19 protein-coding genes, 1 tRNA gene and 1 pseudogene are annotated in these 17,979 nt (G+C 46.0%); 10 read left to right on the top strand and 11 right to left on the bottom strand.

The window, feature by feature from the left end:
- Window positions 1-253 precede the first annotated feature (253 nt).
- Together HEN21_RS00005 and tnpA are read left to right on the top strand one after the other, a co-directional pair.
- Window positions 254-329, top strand: a tRNA-Ile gene (locus HEN21_RS00005).
- Window positions 330-1,171: 842 nt separating this feature from the next.
- Window positions 1,172-1,475: pseudogene (tnpA, locus tag HEN21_RS00015) on the top strand (IS200/IS605 family transposase); the annotation flags it as partial.
- Window positions 1,476-1,585: 110 nt separating this feature from the next.
- Here the strand turns inward: tnpA and HEN21_RS00020 are convergent.
- Window positions 1,586-2,302 (bottom strand): YebC/PmpR family DNA-binding transcriptional regulator, encoded by a 717-nt coding sequence (locus tag HEN21_RS00020; RefSeq protein WP_000532905.1) that lies wholly within the window; start codon window positions 2,300-2,302, stop codon window positions 1,586-1,588.
- Between the two features lie 299 nt (window positions 2,303-2,601).
- The gene (locus HEN21_RS00025) at window positions 2,602-2,931 is read right to left on the bottom strand and encodes a YkgJ family cysteine cluster protein (protein WP_010345776.1); all 330 of its coding nucleotides are present in this window, start codon (window positions 2,929-2,931) and stop codon (window positions 2,602-2,604) included.
- 880 nt (window positions 2,932-3,811) lie between these two features.
- Between HEN21_RS00025 and HEN21_RS00030 the strand changes: the two genes are divergently transcribed.
- Together HEN21_RS00030 and ymgF are read left to right on the top strand one after the other, a co-directional pair.
- Window positions 3,812-5,335 carry a cyclic diguanylate phosphodiesterase gene (locus HEN21_RS00030; protein WP_001244376.1) on the top strand — a complete coding sequence of 508 codons (1,524 nt, stop codon included), beginning with the start codon at window positions 3,812-3,814 and terminating at the stop codon, window positions 5,333-5,335.
- A gap of 171 nt (window positions 5,336-5,506) precedes the next feature.
- Window positions 5,507-5,725: a cell division-associated protein YmgF gene (gene ymgF, locus HEN21_RS00035; RefSeq protein ID WP_001043534.1), complete on the top strand. Its 219-nt coding sequence runs from the start codon at window positions 5,507-5,509 to the stop codon at window positions 5,723-5,725.
- A gap of 306 nt (window positions 5,726-6,031) precedes the next feature.
- Here ymgF and HEN21_RS00040 read toward each other — a convergent pair whose 3' ends face one another.
- From HEN21_RS00040 to minC, 6 genes are all read right to left on the bottom strand, one after another.
- The gene (locus HEN21_RS00040) at window positions 6,032-6,367 is read right to left on the bottom strand and encodes a YmgD family protein (RefSeq protein ID WP_000178040.1); all 336 of its coding nucleotides are present in this window, start codon (window positions 6,365-6,367) and stop codon (window positions 6,032-6,034) included.
- 3 nt (window positions 6,368-6,370) lie between these two features.
- Complete coding sequence (locus HEN21_RS00045; RefSeq protein ID WP_000730702.1) at window positions 6,371-6,715, bottom strand: YMGG-like glycine zipper-containing protein; 345 nt, start codon at window positions 6,713-6,715, stop codon at window positions 6,371-6,373.
- Between the two features lies 1 nt (window position 6,716).
- On the bottom strand, window positions 6,717-6,869 hold the full coding sequence (locus HEN21_RS23345) for a hypothetical protein (RefSeq protein WP_370906317.1): 153 nt from the start codon (window positions 6,867-6,869) through the stop codon (window positions 6,717-6,719).
- 436 nt (window positions 6,870-7,305) lie between these two features.
- Entirely contained in the window at window positions 7,306-7,572 is a 267-nt protein-coding gene (minE, locus tag HEN21_RS00050) for a cell division topological specificity factor MinE (RefSeq protein WP_001185665.1), read from the bottom strand.
- A 3-nt stretch (window positions 7,573-7,575) separates the two neighbouring features.
- Window positions 7,576-8,388, bottom strand: coding sequence for a septum site-determining protein MinD (minD, locus tag HEN21_RS00055; protein ID WP_000101043.1), 813 nt, complete (start codon window positions 8,386-8,388; stop codon window positions 7,576-7,578).
- A gap of 23 nt (window positions 8,389-8,411) precedes the next feature.
- Window positions 8,412-9,107, bottom strand: a complete 696-nt coding sequence (gene minC, locus HEN21_RS00060; protein ID WP_010345785.1) for a septum site-determining protein MinC — start codon at window positions 9,105-9,107, stop codon at window positions 8,412-8,414.
- 128 nt (window positions 9,108-9,235) lie between these two features.
- On the opposite strand from minC, the gene HEN21_RS00065 reads away from it, so the two are divergent.
- The 3 genes from HEN21_RS00065 (at window position 9,236) to HEN21_RS00075 (ending at window position 10,799) form a co-directional block, all read left to right on the top strand.
- On the top strand, window positions 9,236-9,529 hold the full coding sequence (locus HEN21_RS00065; protein ID WP_001516252.1) for a YcgL domain-containing protein: 294 nt from the start codon (window positions 9,236-9,238) through the stop codon (window positions 9,527-9,529).
- Between the two features lie 71 nt (window positions 9,530-9,600).
- On the top strand, window positions 9,601-10,260 hold the full coding sequence (locus tag HEN21_RS00070) for a fumarylacetoacetate hydrolase family protein (protein ID WP_000284294.1): 660 nt from the start codon (window positions 9,601-9,603) through the stop codon (window positions 10,258-10,260).
- A gap of 92 nt (window positions 10,261-10,352) precedes the next feature.
- Window positions 10,353-10,799, top strand: coding sequence for a YcgN family cysteine cluster protein (locus tag HEN21_RS00075; protein WP_016158098.1), 447 nt, complete (start codon window positions 10,353-10,355; stop codon window positions 10,797-10,799).
- Window positions 10,800-11,342: 543 nt separating this feature from the next.
- Here HEN21_RS00075 and znuB read toward each other — a convergent pair.
- Together znuB and znuC are read right to left on the bottom strand one after the other, a co-directional pair.
- A complete protein-coding gene (znuB, locus tag HEN21_RS00080) occupies window positions 11,343-12,128 on the bottom strand; it encodes a zinc ABC transporter permease subunit ZnuB (RefSeq protein WP_000571472.1) in 786 nt (261 codons plus the stop codon).
- Window positions 12,125-12,880: a zinc ABC transporter ATP-binding protein ZnuC gene (gene znuC / locus HEN21_RS00085; protein WP_176252061.1), complete on the bottom strand. Its 756-nt coding sequence runs from the start codon at window positions 12,878-12,880 to the stop codon at window positions 12,125-12,127. Before znuC ends, znuB begins: the two co-directional genes overlap by 4 nt.
- A gap of 78 nt (window positions 12,881-12,958) precedes the next feature.
- On the opposite strand from znuC, the gene znuA reads away from it, so the two are divergent.
- The 3 genes from znuA to lpxM all read left to right on the top strand — a co-directional run bounded on the left by znuA (window position 12,959) and on the right by lpxM (window position 16,319).
- A complete protein-coding gene (gene znuA / locus HEN21_RS00090) occupies window positions 12,959-13,891 on the top strand; it encodes a zinc ABC transporter substrate-binding protein ZnuA (protein ID WP_024192227.1) in 933 nt (310 codons plus the stop codon).
- Between the two features lie 15 nt (window positions 13,892-13,906).
- Window positions 13,907-15,229, top strand: a complete 1,323-nt coding sequence (gene mepM, locus HEN21_RS00095) for a murein DD-endopeptidase MepM (RefSeq protein ID WP_001184035.1) — start codon at window positions 13,907-13,909, stop codon at window positions 15,227-15,229.
- A 118-nt stretch (window positions 15,230-15,347) separates the two neighbouring features.
- Window positions 15,348-16,319, top strand: a complete 972-nt coding sequence (lpxM, locus tag HEN21_RS00100; protein WP_010351562.1) for a lauroyl-Kdo(2)-lipid IV(A) myristoyltransferase — start codon at window positions 15,348-15,350, stop codon at window positions 16,317-16,319.
- 131 nt (window positions 16,320-16,450) lie between these two features.
- On the opposite strand, the gene pyk is transcribed toward lpxM, so the two are convergent.
- The gene (pyk, locus tag HEN21_RS00105; RefSeq protein ID WP_000091160.1) at window positions 16,451-17,893 is read right to left on the bottom strand and encodes a pyruvate kinase; all 1,443 of its coding nucleotides are present in this window, start codon (window positions 17,891-17,893) and stop codon (window positions 16,451-16,453) included.
- Window positions 17,894-17,979 lie beyond the last annotated feature (86 nt).

Genomic DNA, 17,979 nt, shown 5'->3' on the forward strand with positions numbered 1-17,979 from the left:
GTTTTGATATGTGGTCTATTGTGGTGATAGATATATCTGTTGAATCCTTTTATTTCAAAATATGATGAAATTTTTGTTTTGATAATTGTTAAAGCCTTACTTGTTTTTATAAGGTGATATAAATCATCAAAATATACAATACGATTAATACCTTTATTTGATAAGAAAATATCAACTTTTATTTTTCTTTTATTTATAATGCGATAATGTAGACTGTATATATATGTTTCTAAGGGAGTAAATTCGTTTTTCTGGCCCTTTAGCTCAGTGGTGAGAGCGAGCGACTCATAATCGCCAGGTCGCTGGTTCAAATCCAGCAAGAGCCACCAACCATACAGCCATTAGCTCAGCAGGCAGAGTCACTGACTTGTAACCAATGGGGCACCAGTTCAATTCAGGTAGTCGGTACCATGCGTTGGTGTTAAAAAATCATCGCATGGTGACTGCTCTGTGCTAAGGGGGAGATCAGCAGGTCGCTATCACTCCTTTTTCTTTATTTGAGCAAATTTTGATATTGTGCCGAAATAGTATAAACCTGCCGTTGAGTGGATTTTGTTGTTTCGGATGCAGGAAAATCCGTAATTATCATATTCCGATAACAAATTAATTGTATTTGATAAAATTATGTATTTTCGAGATTATGGTATTGATACCATTTTTCTTATTTGTTAAAAAATCCCTGCATGGTGAATCCCCCTGTGCGGAGGGGCATATCAGCAAGGTTGCAAATATCCTTCGGCTTTAGCGGCAATATTGCGGGTTCGGATGCTGATGCCGGACTCACCGGGAGGCACCCGGCACCATGCAGATGATGGAACATTGCGCATACAAAAACCTGCCCTTCTCCAGAAGGGCTTTTTTATGGGCAAGTATCATGAGTTATATATCGGATATTTTTATTGCCTTTCGATATTAGTTACAAGGTACAGGACTGTGCAATACCTGAACCTATATGTAATGTGTTGAATTCATAAGATTGCCAGTAGGCGCCCTTTTTATTTGCTGACGTTAGCCTCGTTGCTCATTGCAATCTGATTTATTCAACAGCCCTTCTTCAGGGTGATATCGATAATCAGAGGTATCAGAAGCTGAGGACATTTCCTTTACTGATATGCAGCTGCGCCAGTGCGATGTTGCTGCTCTTGATGCGAAATACACAAAGGAGTGAGCCGTTGCGAAAGCAGAATGCTGTGTGGATATATCCACATACATGTGGAGATCCCGTCGAAAATGAGCGTATCGAGGTTTATGGGCTATCTGAAGGGTAAACGCAGTCTGATGCTCTATGAGCATTTAGAGATCTAAAATTCAAATACAGGAACAGGGAATTTTGGTGTAGAAGTTATTATTTAGATACGCTGGGTAAGAACACAGCGAGGATACAAGAATATATAAAGCACCAGCTCGAAGAAGATAAAATTGGCGAACAATTATTGAACCCATATCCAGGCAGCTTGTTTACGGGTCGTAAGTAACGAAGTTGAATGCAAATGTTAGATCATATGCACCAGTTAGGGCGCGGCTGGAAACAGAGCCTTATAGGCGCATCTGAAAAACCTCCGGCATAGCCGGAGGATATTTATAATTAGAGATTGGCAACGTTATGATAAACTTTTTGGACATCATCATCATCTTCGAGGGCATCAACAAGCCCTTCAAAGATTTCTAAATCTTCTGGTGAAAGTTCAACTTCTGATTGAGCAATCAATTCTAATTCTGTTGTTGAAAACTCAGTAATGCCGGCAGCTTTCAGAGCTGCAATTCCTTTGTGAAGATCTGTAGGTTCAGTATAAATAACGATGCTTCCTTCTTCTTCAGTTACATCACGAACATCTACTTCGGCATCGAGCAAGATTTCAAAAATATGGTCAGGATTTGTTCCTTTAAATACAATCACACCAGTATTGTCAAACATATAGCTGACAGAACCTGCTGCTCCAATATTTCCGCCTTTTTTATTGAAAATTGTGCGAATATTAGCAATTGTACGATTAACATTTGAAGTCAACGTTTCAGCGATAATCATTGAACCATTTGGTCCAAAGCCTTCATAACGTCCTTGTACGAACGTTTCATCTCCGCCACCTTTGGCTTTATCAATGGCTTTATCAATAACGTGTTTTGGAACTTGTGCCTGCTTCGCACGTTCAATAACGAATTTTAAAGATGTGTTTAATTCTGGGTCTGGTTCACCTTGTTTAGCGGCAGCATAGATTTCCACACCGAATTTTGCATATATTTTAGACGTTGCACCGTCTTTAGCCGTTTTTTTAGCAACAATATTGGCCCATTTACGTCCCACTGGAATGATCTCCTCGAAATTTATTTACATTACTGACAAGTTGATAACCTGTGTTTATTCGCCATATTATAGCATAACACGGAAAAAATCGTCTATGAAAAATAAAATATGATAATGTTACAGAGGTACTTTTATTTTATCAATGGTTAATAATTGTTGATGAGCTGTTTTATAATTTATTTTGGTTTTCTCCTGTATTTATTTTTAATGGTTTGACCGCGACAGTAATGTCGCGGCATATTTTGTTTTGCTACCTGGATATATTGTTGAGGATGACGATCGTACGGGGCTAATTAAATTTAAATTGGAGGTAGTCCATATTTAGCTCGGGCGCGATTACATGCCTCATTAATTTCACCATGCTCGCCTGACATGGCGAATTCTCTACATGTGGATGAGCGGTTTTTATATATTGTGCAGCAGGCGTTTTTTCCAGGCGTTCCTGCCAGGGCAATACAGCGTGGGTTCTTCTGGTTAGTACCGCGCATACATCGGTGGTAAGGGGATATCTGCTCAGTAAGATGAGCCGGTATGGTTCCGCCTGCATCATCAGCTTCGGCCCAGTAAAAAGAGACGCGGAAAAATGCACAACAGGCACCACACGCCATGCATGGATTCAGATTGCTCATAATTCACCAGTACTTCTATATAAATATCACAACAAAACCGCAGACACGACGTATAAAGGCGCGTGCCTGCGGCAGGCTGGCGAACTTTCTATAGTGCGAGTATTGAATGATTACCAGCCGTTATCAATTTTACATATCTATTTAGATATGACCAGACAAGTTGAATGCAATCAGGAAGAGTTAATCTTTACAATTTGTAACATGGGGGGGGGGGAAGAAAATGTCTTACGTAACCAGAGTTCGCATTATATGGTTTCTATAGCCTGACTTGCTAAATAAGAATCTATCGCGCTCTTTCTAATTCTAACTGGTTATAGATGTTATCAGAAAAAGTTATTTTTCTGGTTTTCAAAAATGTAAAAAATACACGTTTTGACTTGTACAATTTATATCACTGCTCTCGGTTTTTCACATTCATTCCAGTGACATTGCTGTATGTAATGGATCTGATTTTGGATGCCGCTATTGATGGATACAGTCTGTTATGAGCAGGTGCCGTGTGCTATTGAAGAAAAAGCTGGGTCGCGTAGAGTAACAATTTACACTGCCTTACCTCGGTATCACCTTTACTGTCCCCATCGACGTTGTACCAGTTCAGCATATCCTTACTCATTGATACAGTTAAGTATTAAAGGATGAGTACACAGAGAACGTTGCCTACCCAATATTCTTGTTCTGGTTTGTTGCTCAATACGTCTTCTCTGCCTTAGGGGCAATCAATTAACGCGCACTTGAGATTTTTATCCAACATTGAAGGTATTGCGGCATAGTGGGGTAAAATTTCATCAAGAACGTGGATATTTCTGATTCTCTCTACCATGCTCTCTGTAGACGCCAGATTGAGCGAATGAACAGAGAATAATGGCTCTGGGACACGCGAATGCGCAATATACTTATCCCCATCCTCGTTGCGGTGTGCCTGTTTATTACTGGCGTCTCTATTTTGAATATTCAGCTCTGGTATTCCGCAAAAGCAGAGAGTCTTGCTGGGGCGAAGTACGCCGCCAATAACATTAATCATATTCTTGAGGAAGCGTCACAGGCGACTCAAACGGCAATGGAAATTGCAGGGAAGAGGTGCGATCTGGATGAACAATATCAGCTAGGTACAGAAGCCGCGCTGAAACCCCATCTGCGGACGATCATCATTCTCAAACAAGGTGCAGTCTGGTGTACATCGCTGCCGGGTAATCGAGTACTGCTATCTCGTATTCCTGTGATACCTGACAGTAATTTGCTGTTGGCTCCGGCGCTTGACACTGTAAATAGATTACCCATTCTGCTCTATCAGATTCAGTTCGCTGAGACGCGTATTCTGGTGACTATTAGCGACCAGCATATCCGTGGGGCGCTCCATGTGCCGTTGAAGGGGGTGAAATATAGTTTGCGTGTGGGGGATAATATTATTGGGCCGTCGGGAGATGTGACAACTCTCAATGGCAGACATCAACTTTCTGGACGGGTTAACTCCACTGAATATCATTTCAGTATTATCTATAACCAGCCGCCACTATTTAGCTTTACCAGAATGATCGACAAAGGCTTGGGTATTTTGATATTCAGCTTGTTAATATCCTGTTCCGCTGCCTTTTTACTTGATAAATATTTCAATAAAACAGACACACCTGAAGAGATTCTGCGTAGGGCGATAAGTAATGGTGAGATTGTGCCTTTTTACCAACCGGTAGTTAATGGTCGGGAAGGGACGTTACGCGGTGTAGAAGTCCTTGCCCGATGGAAACACCCACGTGGAGGATATATTTCACCTGCAGCGTTTATTCCACTTGCTGAAAAATCAGGGTTGATAGTTCCGCTCACTCAAAGTTTGATGAGTCAGGTCGCCACACAAATGAACGCGATCGCCAGTAAACTGCCGGAAGGATTTCATGTTGGGATCAATTTTAGCGCCTCGCATATTATTTCGCCGACATTTGTTGAAGAATGTCTGACATACCGCGACAGCTTCACTCGCCATGATTTGAATCTCGTTCTCGAAGTTACTGAGCGTGAAGCGTTGCATGTTGATGAAAATTTGGTTCAGCGATTGAACATTCTGCATGAAAATGGTTTTGTTATCGCGCTGGATGATTTTGGTACGGGCTACTCAGGGCTTTCTTATCTCCATGATCTGCACATCGATTATATTAAGATTGATCACAGTTTCGTCGGTCGGGTCAATGCAGATCCTGATTCCACCCGGATTCTGGACTGTGTGCTGGATCTGGCGCGCAAACTTTCTATCAGTATTGTCGCCGAAGGCGTCGAGACGAAGGAGCAGCTCGACTATTTGAACCAGAATAATATTACGTTCCAGCAAGGGTACTATTTCTATAAACCGGTGACGTATATTGAACTCGTCAAAATTATTCTCTCAAAACCGAAGGTGAAAGTGGTTGTTGAGTGAATATTGCACTAGTTGACATAGCATGATGATATTTGGCTGAAAATTGATCAGCAAGGCGATGAAATGGTGCAATTGTAGACAGGTAATTAGCTCGTTGCTTCTTGTTACTATTGTTCATTATTTTGTTTGCTATAATTGTCTGAAGATTTTGTCAGGATCACCGTAAGTAGCATGAACAAAAGTAATAGCCTGGATTATTTCTCTTTGTATATCATCTTTTCCATTGCGTTTATGCTGATCTCCATCCTGATTATCCTGGTCGCCAAACCCAGCATCTGGCTAGGAGAAGTGCTTGTTACCATAAATTTAATCAATGCACTGGTTTGGTTGGTAATCAATTTGCTTAACCGGTTAAGAGAGAAGCTGGTAAGCCAAAGGGATCAGCATTAACCCTTCTTTTCAATACGTTTTGACAATTTGGGCTGACAGATATTTGATCAGAAATGCTTATAAATCCAATCAGTAAGATGATTAATCTTTGAAACTGGAAAAACTGGTCAGGTTTAGTTTTGGGGAAATTACTCTGCGGTGAGGAGTGTGTATACGGATATGATTGCAGTAAAATAGTTTTTGATACAGTGAAAACTGACGGAATAAACCAAAGCCAAATACTAACACTTCATTTTTGTTTATAAGCATATCCATCCGCTAAAAATATACCGCGTCGAATAAATCGGCGCGGTACTACATTAACTATTATTTTTTGCCGATGGCACGCATGGTGTCATCAATTGCGGTAATTAACAGCATTTGCGGATCTTTAGCACAAACCTGATTCAGTTTTTCTACCACTTTGGCACTCAGTTCTGGAGATTGCTCAATTTTTAAATCACGGCTAGTAACGCTGGCATTACCCATTACCGCGACGATATCTGCAACCTGTGCGCTGTCAGTTTTTGCCATTTCGTTGGCTTCTGCGCAAGTAATGTAGGTTTCTGCCGGCAGGCCGTTCTTAATATTATAATCCTGCGCCCAGGTCATTGGTGCGAAAACAAACAGTCCAGCCAGTAAAGCAAATTTTTTCATCGTCATACCTTATTTCATTTTACCCAGAATGGCACCACCTGTACCACCAATCACAGCACCTTTAATCGCGCCTTCCAGACCATTGCCGGTCAGGACGCCTGTAACTGCGCCAACGGCCGCGCCTACTTTTGCGCCTTTACGGGCATTTTTACCATCGCGACCTTTTTCAGTTACTGCGCCAACACCTGCACCTACAGCAGCACCTTTCAGTACGCCATTTACACCATTGCCAGTCAGTAAGCCTACGCCTGCGCCTAACAATGCGCCTTTAGTGGTGCGATTCATATCCGCCATGGCTGGCGTGGAGCAGAGTAATATTGAGATGAGCCCGAAGGCGAGTGTTTTTTTCTTCAACTTAGATGTCCGGTATTAAGTAAGTTGCACACACAATAATTTCGTCTTCAATTAAGAGCAGCTTAACTAAAGAACGCTCGATATTATTCAGATCATTCAAAATGAGCGCGGTTTGTATAATAAGAGTTATGTTTTTTGCTTGAATGGGAATAATCTTAAATAAGAATTAACTCATTGATTTTGAATATTTTATTCAAGAAATGTCATCAAATGTTAACATTGCATTGCAAAGGTAAGGCAATCTGAAATATCAATATTATTGTGTAATTTATATGTGAACAATATTTATCAGAAAACGTAATGTCAGTGATTTTATTGTGGTGGCGATAATGTGAATTAGTGCGACTTAATTTGACGCTGGAGCTTGAAGGGGGAGTGTTACCGTTTATACAAAACAGGAGGTAATTCCCATTTTCTGTACTAACACCAAATGAGCGAACTCAACAGAGGGAAGGGGGCTGTGCCTGGACGCCGATGACAACATTACTTAATAGCGAACCGGGGAAGAGAAAAATTTAACCAGGGTGTAATCTGACAGATACCTGTATAAATAACCGGTAACTGTCAGATCGGACCTGAGCTAATACAGCTTATTTCAGCTCTTCTGCTTCCGGCAGGGTTACGTTCAACTCAAGAATGGAAATATCACCATCTTTTTGCTCAAGCTGTACGGTCACCATCTCGGGATCGATTTGTACGTATTTACAAATGACCTCAAGAATATCTTTACGCAACTGGGGCAGATAGTGTGGTTCTGCATCGCTGCGACGGCGTTCAGCAACAATAATTTGCAACCGTTCTTTTGCAATGTTGGCCGTGTTTTTCTTCCGTGAGAGAAAGAAATCGAGTAATGCCATAACTTATCCTCCGAACAAGCGTTTGAGGAAGCCTTTCTTCTCTTCTTCAATGAAGCGGAAAGGACGTTCTTCTCCCAACAGACGTTCTACGGTATCAGCGTAGGCTTTACCCGCATCGGCGTTGATATCGAGAATAACCGGTTCCCCCTGGTTAGAGGCGCGCAATACTGATTGATCCTCTGGGATCACGCCGACGAGCTTGATGCGCAGGATCTCCAGCACGTCTTCCATGCTCAACATGTCTCCTTTGTGCACGCGACCAGGGTTATAGCGCGTTAACAGCAGGTGCTCTTTAATGGGTTCTTCGCCGTTTTCTGCGCGACGTGATTTCGACGCCAGAATACCTAAAATACGGTCAGAGTCACGAACTGATGAGACTTCCGGGTTGGTGGTAATAATGGCCTCATCAGCGAAATAAAGAGCCATTAATGCACCGGTTTCAATACCCGCCGGTGAGTCACAAACGATAAACTCAAAGTCCATCGCTTTCAGGTCATCAAGAACTTTGGCCACCCCTTCGCGGGTGAGGGCGTCTTTATCGCGAGTTTGCGATGCCGGGAGAATATAGAGATTATCAGTACGCTTATCCTTAATTAACGCCTGATTTAGCGTTGCATCGCCCTGAATGACGTTGACGAAATCGTAAACGACCCGGCGCTCGCAACCCATAATCAGGTCGAGATTACGCAAGCCGATATCAAAATCGATCACGACAGTTTTCTTTCCCTTCTGGGCCAAACCAGTGGCGATGGCCGCGCTGGAGGTTGTCTTTCCAACGCCCCCTTTCCCCGAAGTAACAACAATAATGCGTGCCATAAAAATTCCTTGTTAAAAAGGGATCAATTTAACGATTGAACGGTCAAAGCGTTTTCGACTAATTGCAGTCGTGCCGCTTTGCCATAAAATTCTGCTGGGATTTTATCGCTCAGCCAGTATTCACCGGCGATAGATACCAGTTCTGCCATCAGACTCGTACAAAATATTTGTGCTTCCCGGTCACCACTTGCCCCGGCTAGCGCACGACCGCGCATCATGCCATAGACATGAATGTTACCATCTGCGATCAATTCTGCCCCTGCGCTAACATGGCTTGTAACAATCAGATCACATTGTGGCGCATAAATGCGCTGACCGGAACGTACAGGGGTATCTATTAAGCGCGTTTTTGTGTCCGGTGTTGTATTTTTCGCAGGAACCTGGGGGGCCGGTGCTGGACGTGGCGCTTTTTCCTTTCCTTCAGTCAGGATTGGCAACCCCATCTTTTCGATTTCAGCTTTCAGCTTCGCATTTTTGCAGCCACTGACACCAATGATCCGCAAGCCTGTTGCTGAGATAGCTTTGTGCATTGCTGGCCAGTTGACCTGTTCTTCGAGGCCACTGACATTGAGTACGATGGGAGCATGATTTAAAAATGCCGGAGCCTGAGCGATTTTGTCTTCCAGCGCCTGATGAATAACCTTAGGTTCTGCCTCATGCAGATGAACCACAGATAAGGTGAAGCTGCTACCTTTAAGCTCGATTGGCGTGTTTGACATCCTGGCCTTACTCAATTAGCTAATTACCATCATCATCAGCGTGCGATGATATTACGAAGACTATAAGGCATGTTATAGTCTGGATTATATTGAGGCAAGTCACCCCCCCATTTATTCAGAGTAAAATTATGTTTTGTGTGATCTATCGAAGTAGTAAACGTGACCAGACCTATTTATATGTTGAAAAAAAAGACGACTTTTCACGTGTTCCAGAGGAGCTGATGAAAGGTTTTGGTCAACCGCAACTTGCGATGATTCTTCCATTGGACGGGAGAAAGAAACTGGTAAATGCCGATATTGAGAAAGTTAAACAGGCCTTAGCTGAGCATGGCTATTATCTTCAATTGCCACCACCTCCTGAGGATTTGCTGAAGCAACATCTTTCTGTGATGGCGAAAAATACAGACAGCACTAAAAAATAACCAATATCTGGCGGTGGCATCATATTTGTCGGAGCGGGTTTTAAGATCCACGATGAAGTGAGAGGAGCGTTATGTATCAACATCACAACTGGCAAGGTGCGCTGCTGGATTATCCGGTGAGTAAAGTAGTTTGTGTTGGCAGTAATTATGCCAGGCATATTAAAGAGATGGGCAGTGAAGTGCCTGAAGAGCCCGTGTTGTTCATTAAACCTGAAACGGCACTGTGCGATCTGCGCCAGCCATTGGCTATCCCCTCAGATTTCGGTGCGGTTCATCATGAAGTGGAACTGGCAGTGTTGATTGGCGCGACGCTACGTCAGGCCACGGAAGAGCATGTGCGAAAAGCTATTGTGGGTTACGGCGTGGCGCTCGATCTGACATTACGTGATATTCAGGCAAAAATGAAGAAAGCCGGGCAGCCGTGGGAAAAGGCCAAAGCGTTTGATAACTCTTGTCCACTTTCCGGGTTTATTCCCGCCGCAGAGTTCACTGGCGATCCGCAAAATATATCGCTGGGGCTGAGCGTTAACGGCGAACAACGCCAACAAGGTACGACTGCGGACATGATCCATAAAATCGTTCCGCTGATTGCTTATATGAGCAAGTTTTTTACCCTCAAGGCCGGTGATGTTGTGTTAACAGGCACGCCTGATGGTGTCGGCCCGCTACACAGTGGCGATGAACTGACTGTTACTTTCGATGGTCATTCTTTGACAACTCGCGTTTTGTAATACTTTTTTGCCGCCTGAATGAGGCGGCAAAACTTGCATCGCTGTGCCAGACTGGTTATAAGGTGCGTTTTAACGTAATGGCGGAACACCTGATGAGCGATATACCTTTCTGGCAAAGTAAAACCCTTGATGAAATGAGCGATGCTGAATGGGAGTCGTTGTGTGATGGTTGTGGTCAGTGCTGCCTGCATAAACTGATGGATGAAGACACCGACGAAATCTACTTCACTAACGTCGCTTGCCGTCAGCTTAATATTAAAACCTGTCAATGTCGGAACTACGAACGCCGCTTCGAGTTTGAACCCGACTGCATTAAATTAACCCGCGAAAACCTGCCAACATTCGAATGGCTACCGATGACCTGTGCTTATCGGTTGCTGGCGGAAGGGAAGACATTGCCACAATGGCATCCACTGATGACTGGTTCGAAAGCGGCAATGCACGGTGAGCGAATCTCTGTACGTCATATTGCAGTGAAAGAATCAGAAGTGATCGACTGGCAGGATCATATACTCAATAAACCGGACTGGGCGCAGTGAGTAGTTGAAACAGAAGGGGTTACTTTCTCGTTTTGAACGGGGCACTGTTGGTACATCAGAACTGAAATTTACATCCAGAATTGCCAGGGGATTGTCATTATTATTTGCCCCCAATGCGAACAGAAAAATGCCCCTCTGTGCAGTAATGAAGATTGGATTTACTCCTGCACTTAATGCCCGGCGAGCAAATGTGCTGCAATTCATACACCTTACGAACTTATACTGATACTCCTATTTCTCGGTGCTACATTCCTGTATTTATTGCCAGTTTCCAGAGACTGCTTATCTGCTCACTCACGTTTTTTCGAGAGAACGATGATATTTTTCGCGGGTTAGTGGATCTGGTTTCGCTTTTTCGTGGAGAAATAACTGCAAAGGAAAATTCTTAATATCGTCGTTTAATTTGTCGAATGCGGACATGGATTTTATGCAGACCATATAAACATTCTCTGGTCGCTCGTTCTTACAGAATGGTTTTTTGGTGATACTCGTAATGCGGTGACCTGGTCGATGAAACTGGCACTGTATAGTGCCAGTCGCAATTTAGTTGGCTTGCTTTTTCATCATACTGATAATAAACAACAGCGCCGCACACAGCACCACCGACGGGCCTGCTGGCGTATCGTAAAACGCGGAAAAGGTTAAACCACCAGTTACGGCAATCATCCCCACCAAAACCGCGACACCAGCCATCTGCTCCGGCGTGCGGGCAAAACGACGTGCAGTAGCCGCAGGAATAATCAGCAGCGAGGTAATAATCAACGCGCCGACAAATTTCATTGCCACGCCAATCGTCAATGCCGTCACCAGCATCAACAATAATTTTACGCGCTGTAATTTTACGCCATCGACAAACGCCAGATCCGGGCTAATCGTCATCGACAGTAAATTGCGCCATTGCCAGAACAGAATTGCCACCACGATGACCACGCCAATCGCAATGGAGATAAGATCTTCCGGCGTCACTGCCAGCAAATCACCGAACAGATATGCCATCAAGTCAACGCGAATGTTAGACATCAGGCTGACGACGACCAGACCCAGCGACAAAGCACTGTGCGCCATAATTCCCAATAATGTATCGATCGCCAGTTGTGGGCGCTTTTCCAGCCATACCAGACCGCCCGCCAGCAGCAGCGTAACCGCAATCACTGCATAGAAAGGATTCACATCCAGTAGCAGGCCAAACGCGACGCCAAGTAAAGATGCATGCGCCAGCGTGTCGCCGAAATAAGACATACGGCGCCAGACAACAAACGAACCCAGCGGACCTGCAGCACAGGCCAGCATGATCCCGGCTAACCAACCAGGAAATAATAATTCAATCATGAGCGATCATTTCCCCGACGCAGAATAATCCGCCCCTGTAAATCATGGCGGTGATTATGATGATGGCGATATATACCCAGCTGCTCAGCACCGCGAGGTCCAAACATCGAAATAAATTCTGGATGCAGGGAAACGACTTCCGGTGTGCCGGAACAACAGATGTGGTGATTGAGGCAAAGTACTTCATCGGTTTTTGCCATCACCAGATGCAGATCGTGAGAAACCATTAATACGCCACAATCCAGTTCGCGACGCAGTTGATCAATCAGGTCGTACAACGCAACCTGACCATTTACATCCACGCCTTGAGTGGGTTCATCCAGCACTAATAATTGCGGTTGATTTAACAACGCGCGCGCCAGCAGTACACGCTGCGTTTCGCCGCCAGAGAGCTTTTGCATTGGCGCGTCAATCAGATGCCCGGCCTGAACGCGTTTCAGTGCGGGCAGAATGTCTTCTTTATATGAACCGGGGCGTAAGCGTAAAAAACGGTTTACGGTCAGTGGCAACGTGGTGTCGAGATAGAGCTTTTGCGGCACGTAGCCGATACGCAGTTTTCCGTGGCGCTTGATAACACCTTCATCTGGTGTTACCAGCCCGAGCACAACCCGCACCAGCGTCGACTTACCTGCGCCGTTCGGCCCAAGTAAGGTCAAAATTTTTCCAGGTTTAAGTTCCAGCGACACATCAGAGAGGACGCGGCGTTGGCCAAAAGAAACCGAGACATTTTCCAGGGAAACCAGACTTGTCATGTTAATTTTAGTCTTGCAGTAGTCATGAAATGTTATAATATCACACTTCTTGTATTCATTACGATGATTGGTCGCATTATGTTACATAAAAAAACGCTTCTTTTCGCAGCATTATCCGCCGCTCTCTGGGGTGGTGCAACACAGGCGGCAGATGCCGCCGTTGTTGCTTCGCTTAAACCTATTGGATTCATCGCTTCCGCCATTGCTGATGGGGTAACAGAGACTGAAGTATTACTGCCTGATGGTGCTTCTGAACACGATTATTCACTGCGTCCATCGGATGTAAAACGCTTACAGAACGCGGACTTAGTCGTCTGGGTTGGCCCGGAGATGGAAGCGTTTATGCAAAAGCCGGTGAGCAAATTACCTGAGGCGAAACAGGTAACGATTGCGCAGCTAGATGATGTGAAACCGATGCTGATGAAAAGTATTCACGGCGATGATGATGATCATAACCACGCGGAAAAAAGTGACGAAGATCACCATCACGGCGATTTCAACATGCATCTTTGGCTCTCCCCAGAGATAGCGCGGGCTACAGCGGTTGCAATCCATGGAAAATTAGTGGAACTTATGCCGCAAAGTCGAGCCAAACTTGACGCCAACCTGAAGGATTTTGAGGCACAATTAGTTGCAACCGATAAACAGGTTGGTAATGAGCTCGCGCCGCTCAAGGGAAAAGGTTATTTCGTTTTTCATGATGCTTACGGCTACTTCGAAAAACAATTCGGACTGACACCGCTTGGTCATTTTACCGTTAACCCAGAGATTCAACCGGGCGCGCAGCGTTTACATGAAATAAGAACACAGTTGGTTGAGCAAAAAGCAACCTGCGTTTTTGCTGAACCACAGTTCAGGCCAGCGGTCGTTGAAAGCGTCGCACGAGGGACATCCGTTCGTATGGGAACGTTGGATCCCCTTGGGACGAATATCAAACTGGGTAAAACAAGCTATTCAGAATTTCTGAATCAATTAGCCAACCAGTACGCGAGCTGCCTGAAAGGAGATTAATGAGGAAGTGATTACGTGCAACAGATAGCCCGCTCTGTCGCCCTGGCGTTTAATAATTTACCGCGACCACACCGCGTTATGTTGGGGTCGCTCACCGTTCTTACTCTGGCCGTCGCTGTCTGGCGGCCCTATGTTTACCACCGCGACGCCACGCCAATTGTTAAAACTATTGAGCTGGAACAAAACGAAATCCGTTCACTTTTACCTGAAGCCAGTGAACCGATTGATCAAGCCGCACAAGAAGATGAAGCCATTCCGCAAGATGAACTGGACGACAAGATCGCCGGAGAAGCGGGTGTGCATGAATATGTTGTTTCCACAGGCGATACGCTAAGTAGCATCCTCAATCAATATGGTATTGATATGGGTGATATCACCCAACTGGCTGCTGCGGATAAAGATCTGCGTAACCTGAAAATTGGTCAACAACTCACCTGGACATTAACCGCAGAGGGCGATTTACAACGTCTGACCTGGGAAGTTTCTCGTCGGGAAACGCGTACCTATGACCGCACTGCAGCAAACGGTTTTAAAATGACCAGCGAAATGCAGCAAGGGGAGTGGGTTAATAATCTACTGAAAGGCACTGTAGGGTCGAGCTTTGTTGCCAGCGCCAGAAGTGCTGGTTTAACCAGTGCTGAAGTGAGCGCAGTGATTAAAGCGTTACAGTGGCAGATGGACTTTCGGAAGGTTAAAAAAGGCGATGAATTTGCGGTATTAATGTCACGTGAAATGCTTGATGGCAAACGTGAACAAAGCCAGTTACTGGGCGTACGTTTGCGTTCTGAAGGTAAAGATTACTACGCTATCCGTGCCGAAGATGGCAAGTTCTATGATCGTAACGGTACTGGTCTGGCGAAAGGATTCTTGCGATTCCCGACGGCGAAGCAGTTCCGTATCTCGTCTAACTTTAACCCGCGTCGTCTGAACCCGGTAACAGGCCGCGTTGCGCCGCACAGGGGCGTTGATTTCGCGATGCCACAGGGTACGCCGGTACTTTCGGTGGGCGACGGTGAAGTGGTTGTAGCCAAACGCAGTGGCGCCGCAGGTTATTATGTTGCGATCCGTCATGGCCGCACCTATACCACGCGTTATATGCACCTGCGCAAGATTCTGGTGAAACCGGGGCAGAAGGTAAAACGTGGCGATCGTATCGCGCTTTCTGGTAATACCGGGCGTTCAACCGGGCCGCATTTGCACTATGAAGTATGGATCAACCAGCAGGCCGTAAACCCGCTGACGGCGAAACTGCCGCGTACCGAAGGGCTGACTGGCTCCGATCGCAGTGAGTTCCTGGCGCAGGCCAAAGAGATTGTGCCGCAGCTACAGTTTGATTAATTAACACCCATTCGCAGCCGGTACGCAGTCAGTACCGGCTTTTTTATTTGGTGCGGGGCAAGTTGCGCCGCTACACTATCAGCAGATTGATATTTGCCTTATCCGAAACTGGAAAAGCATGGAAACGAAAAAAAATAATAGTGAATACATTCCTGAGTTTGATAAATCCTTTCGCCATCCGCGTTACTGGGGAGCCTGGTTGGGTGTGGCGGCGATGGCCGGCATTGCCTTAACCCCTCCGAAATTCCGCGATCCCATTCTGGCGCGGCTGGGACGTTTTGCCGGACGATTGGGTAAAAGCTCACGTCGTCGTGCGTTAATCAATCTGTCTCTTTGCTTTCCAGAACGTAGCGAAGCTGAACGCGAAGCGATTGTGGATGAGATGTTTGCCACAGCGCCGCAGGCGATGGCGATGATGGCAGAACTGGCGATACGCGGGCCGGAAAAAATTCAGCCGCGCGTAGACTGGCAGGGACTGGAAATCATCGAAGAGATGCGGCGTAACGACGAGAAAGTGATCTTTCTGGTGCCGCACGGCTGGGCGGTAGATATCCCCGCGATGCTGATGGCCTCGCAAGGGCAGAAAATGGCGGCGATGTTCCATAATCAGGGCAATCCGGTTTTTGATTATGTCTGGAACACCGTGCGTCGTCGTTTTGGCGGTCGTCTACATGCGAGGAATGACGGCATAAAACCGTTCATCCAGTCGGTTCGTCAGGGGTACTGGGGCTATTATTTGCCCGATCAGGATCATGGCCCGGAGCACAGTGAATTTGTTGATTTCTTTGCAACCTATAAAGCGACGCTGCCCGCGATTGGTCGTCTGATGAAAGTGTGTCGTGCGCATGTCGTACCGTTGTTTCCGATTTATGACGGCAAGACACATCGTTTGACGATTCAGGTGCGCCCGCCGATGGATGACTTGTCAGAGGCAGATGACCATACCATTGCGCGGCGGATGAATGAAGAAGTCGAGATTTTTGTTGGTCCGCGACCAGAGCAATACACCTGGATTTTAAAATTGCTCAAGACACGCAAACCGGGCGAAATCCAGCCGTATAAACGCAAAGATCTTTATCCCATCAAATAGAAAAAGCCTCTCACGAAGAGAGGCTTTCGTCTGATGATAAGTTCAAGTTTGCTTCAGAAGATTCGAAATTAGTTGAATTATCATTGAATTGCAGGCCGGACAAGGCGTTCTCACCGTATCCGGCAATGTACTTACTCTACGGTTAAAATACGCGTGGTATTGGTAGAACCCACGGTACTCATCACATCGCCCTGGGTGACAATTACCAGGTCACCAGACATCAGGTAGCCTTTATCGCGCAGCAGATTTACCGCTTCGCTGGCAGCAACCACGCCATCATTCGCGCTGTCAAAATAGACCGGCGTTACACCACGATAAAGCGCAGTCAGGTTCAGGGTGCGCTCATGGCGAGACATCGCAAAAATCGGCAGTCCGGAGCTGATACGGGAAGTCATCAGCGCGGTACGACCTGATTCGGTCATGGTGATGATAGCGGTAACACCTTTCAGGTGGTTAGCCGCATACATCGCGGACATGGCGATAGCTTCTTCCACATTGTCGAATTGAACGTCCAGACGATGTTTAGACACGTTGATGCTTGGGATTTTTTCCGCACCCAGGCAAACGCGCGCCATGGCTGCAACGGTTTCTGACGGATACTGACCCGCAGCGGTTTCTGCAGACAACATTACTGCGTCAGTACCATCCAGCACGGCGTTTGCCACGTCCATAACTTCTGCTCGAGTCGGCATTGGGTTGGTAATCATTGACTCCATCATCTGGGTCGCAGTGATTACCGCGCGGTTCAGCTGACGCGCGCGACGAATCAACGCTTTCTGAATGCCGACCAGTTCAGGATCGCCAATTTCTACGCCGAGGTCGCCACGTGCAACCATCACCACGTCAGAGGCGAGAATAATGTCGTCCATCGCGTCCTGGCTGCAAACGGCTTCTGCACGTTCAACCTTGGCGACAATTTTCGCATCACAACCTGCGTCGCGCGCCAGACGGCGAGCATAGTTCAGATCTTCGCCGCAGCGAGGGAAGGAGACAGCCAGGTAATCCACGCCAATCAGCGCCGCAGTCTGGATATCTGCTTTATCTTTCTCGGTCAGTGCTTCAGCCGACAGGCCGCCGCCGAGTTTGTTGATCCCTTTATTGTTGGAGAGAGGGCCGCCGACGGTCACTTCGGTGAACACTTTCATGCCCTGGACTTCCAGCACTTTTAACTGAACGCGACCGTCGTCGAGCAGCAAAATATCGCCAGGCACGACGTCAGCAGGCAATCCTTTATAGTCGATACCGACTTTTTCTTTATCGCCTTCACCTTTCCCCAGGTTGGCGTCCAGCAGGAATTTATCCCCAATATTGAGGAATACCTTACCTTCTTTAAAGGTAGATACACGAATCTTTGGCCCCTGAAGGTCACCCAGAATAGCCACATGACGCCCCAGTTTTGCGGCAATTTCACGAACTTTATCCGCGCGCATTTTGTGATCTTCAGGCGAGCCGTGAGAAAAGTTCATACGTACAACGTTTGCGCCGGCAGCGATAACTTTTTCAAGGTTATTATCGCGATCAGTAGCAGGGCCTAACGTGGTAACGATTTTGGTTCTGCGAAGCCTTCTGGACATGTAATACTCCGTTGACTGAAACAACAAGGTGTTGCTTGAACATGAAATCCGAATGAAATAAAGCCATTTTGGCGATAAATTAATCT

The organism is Escherichia sp. 93.1518 (assembly GCF_013368915.2).
GTDB classification, from domain to species: domain Bacteria; phylum Pseudomonadota; class Gammaproteobacteria; order Enterobacterales; family Enterobacteriaceae; genus Escherichia; species Escherichia ruysiae.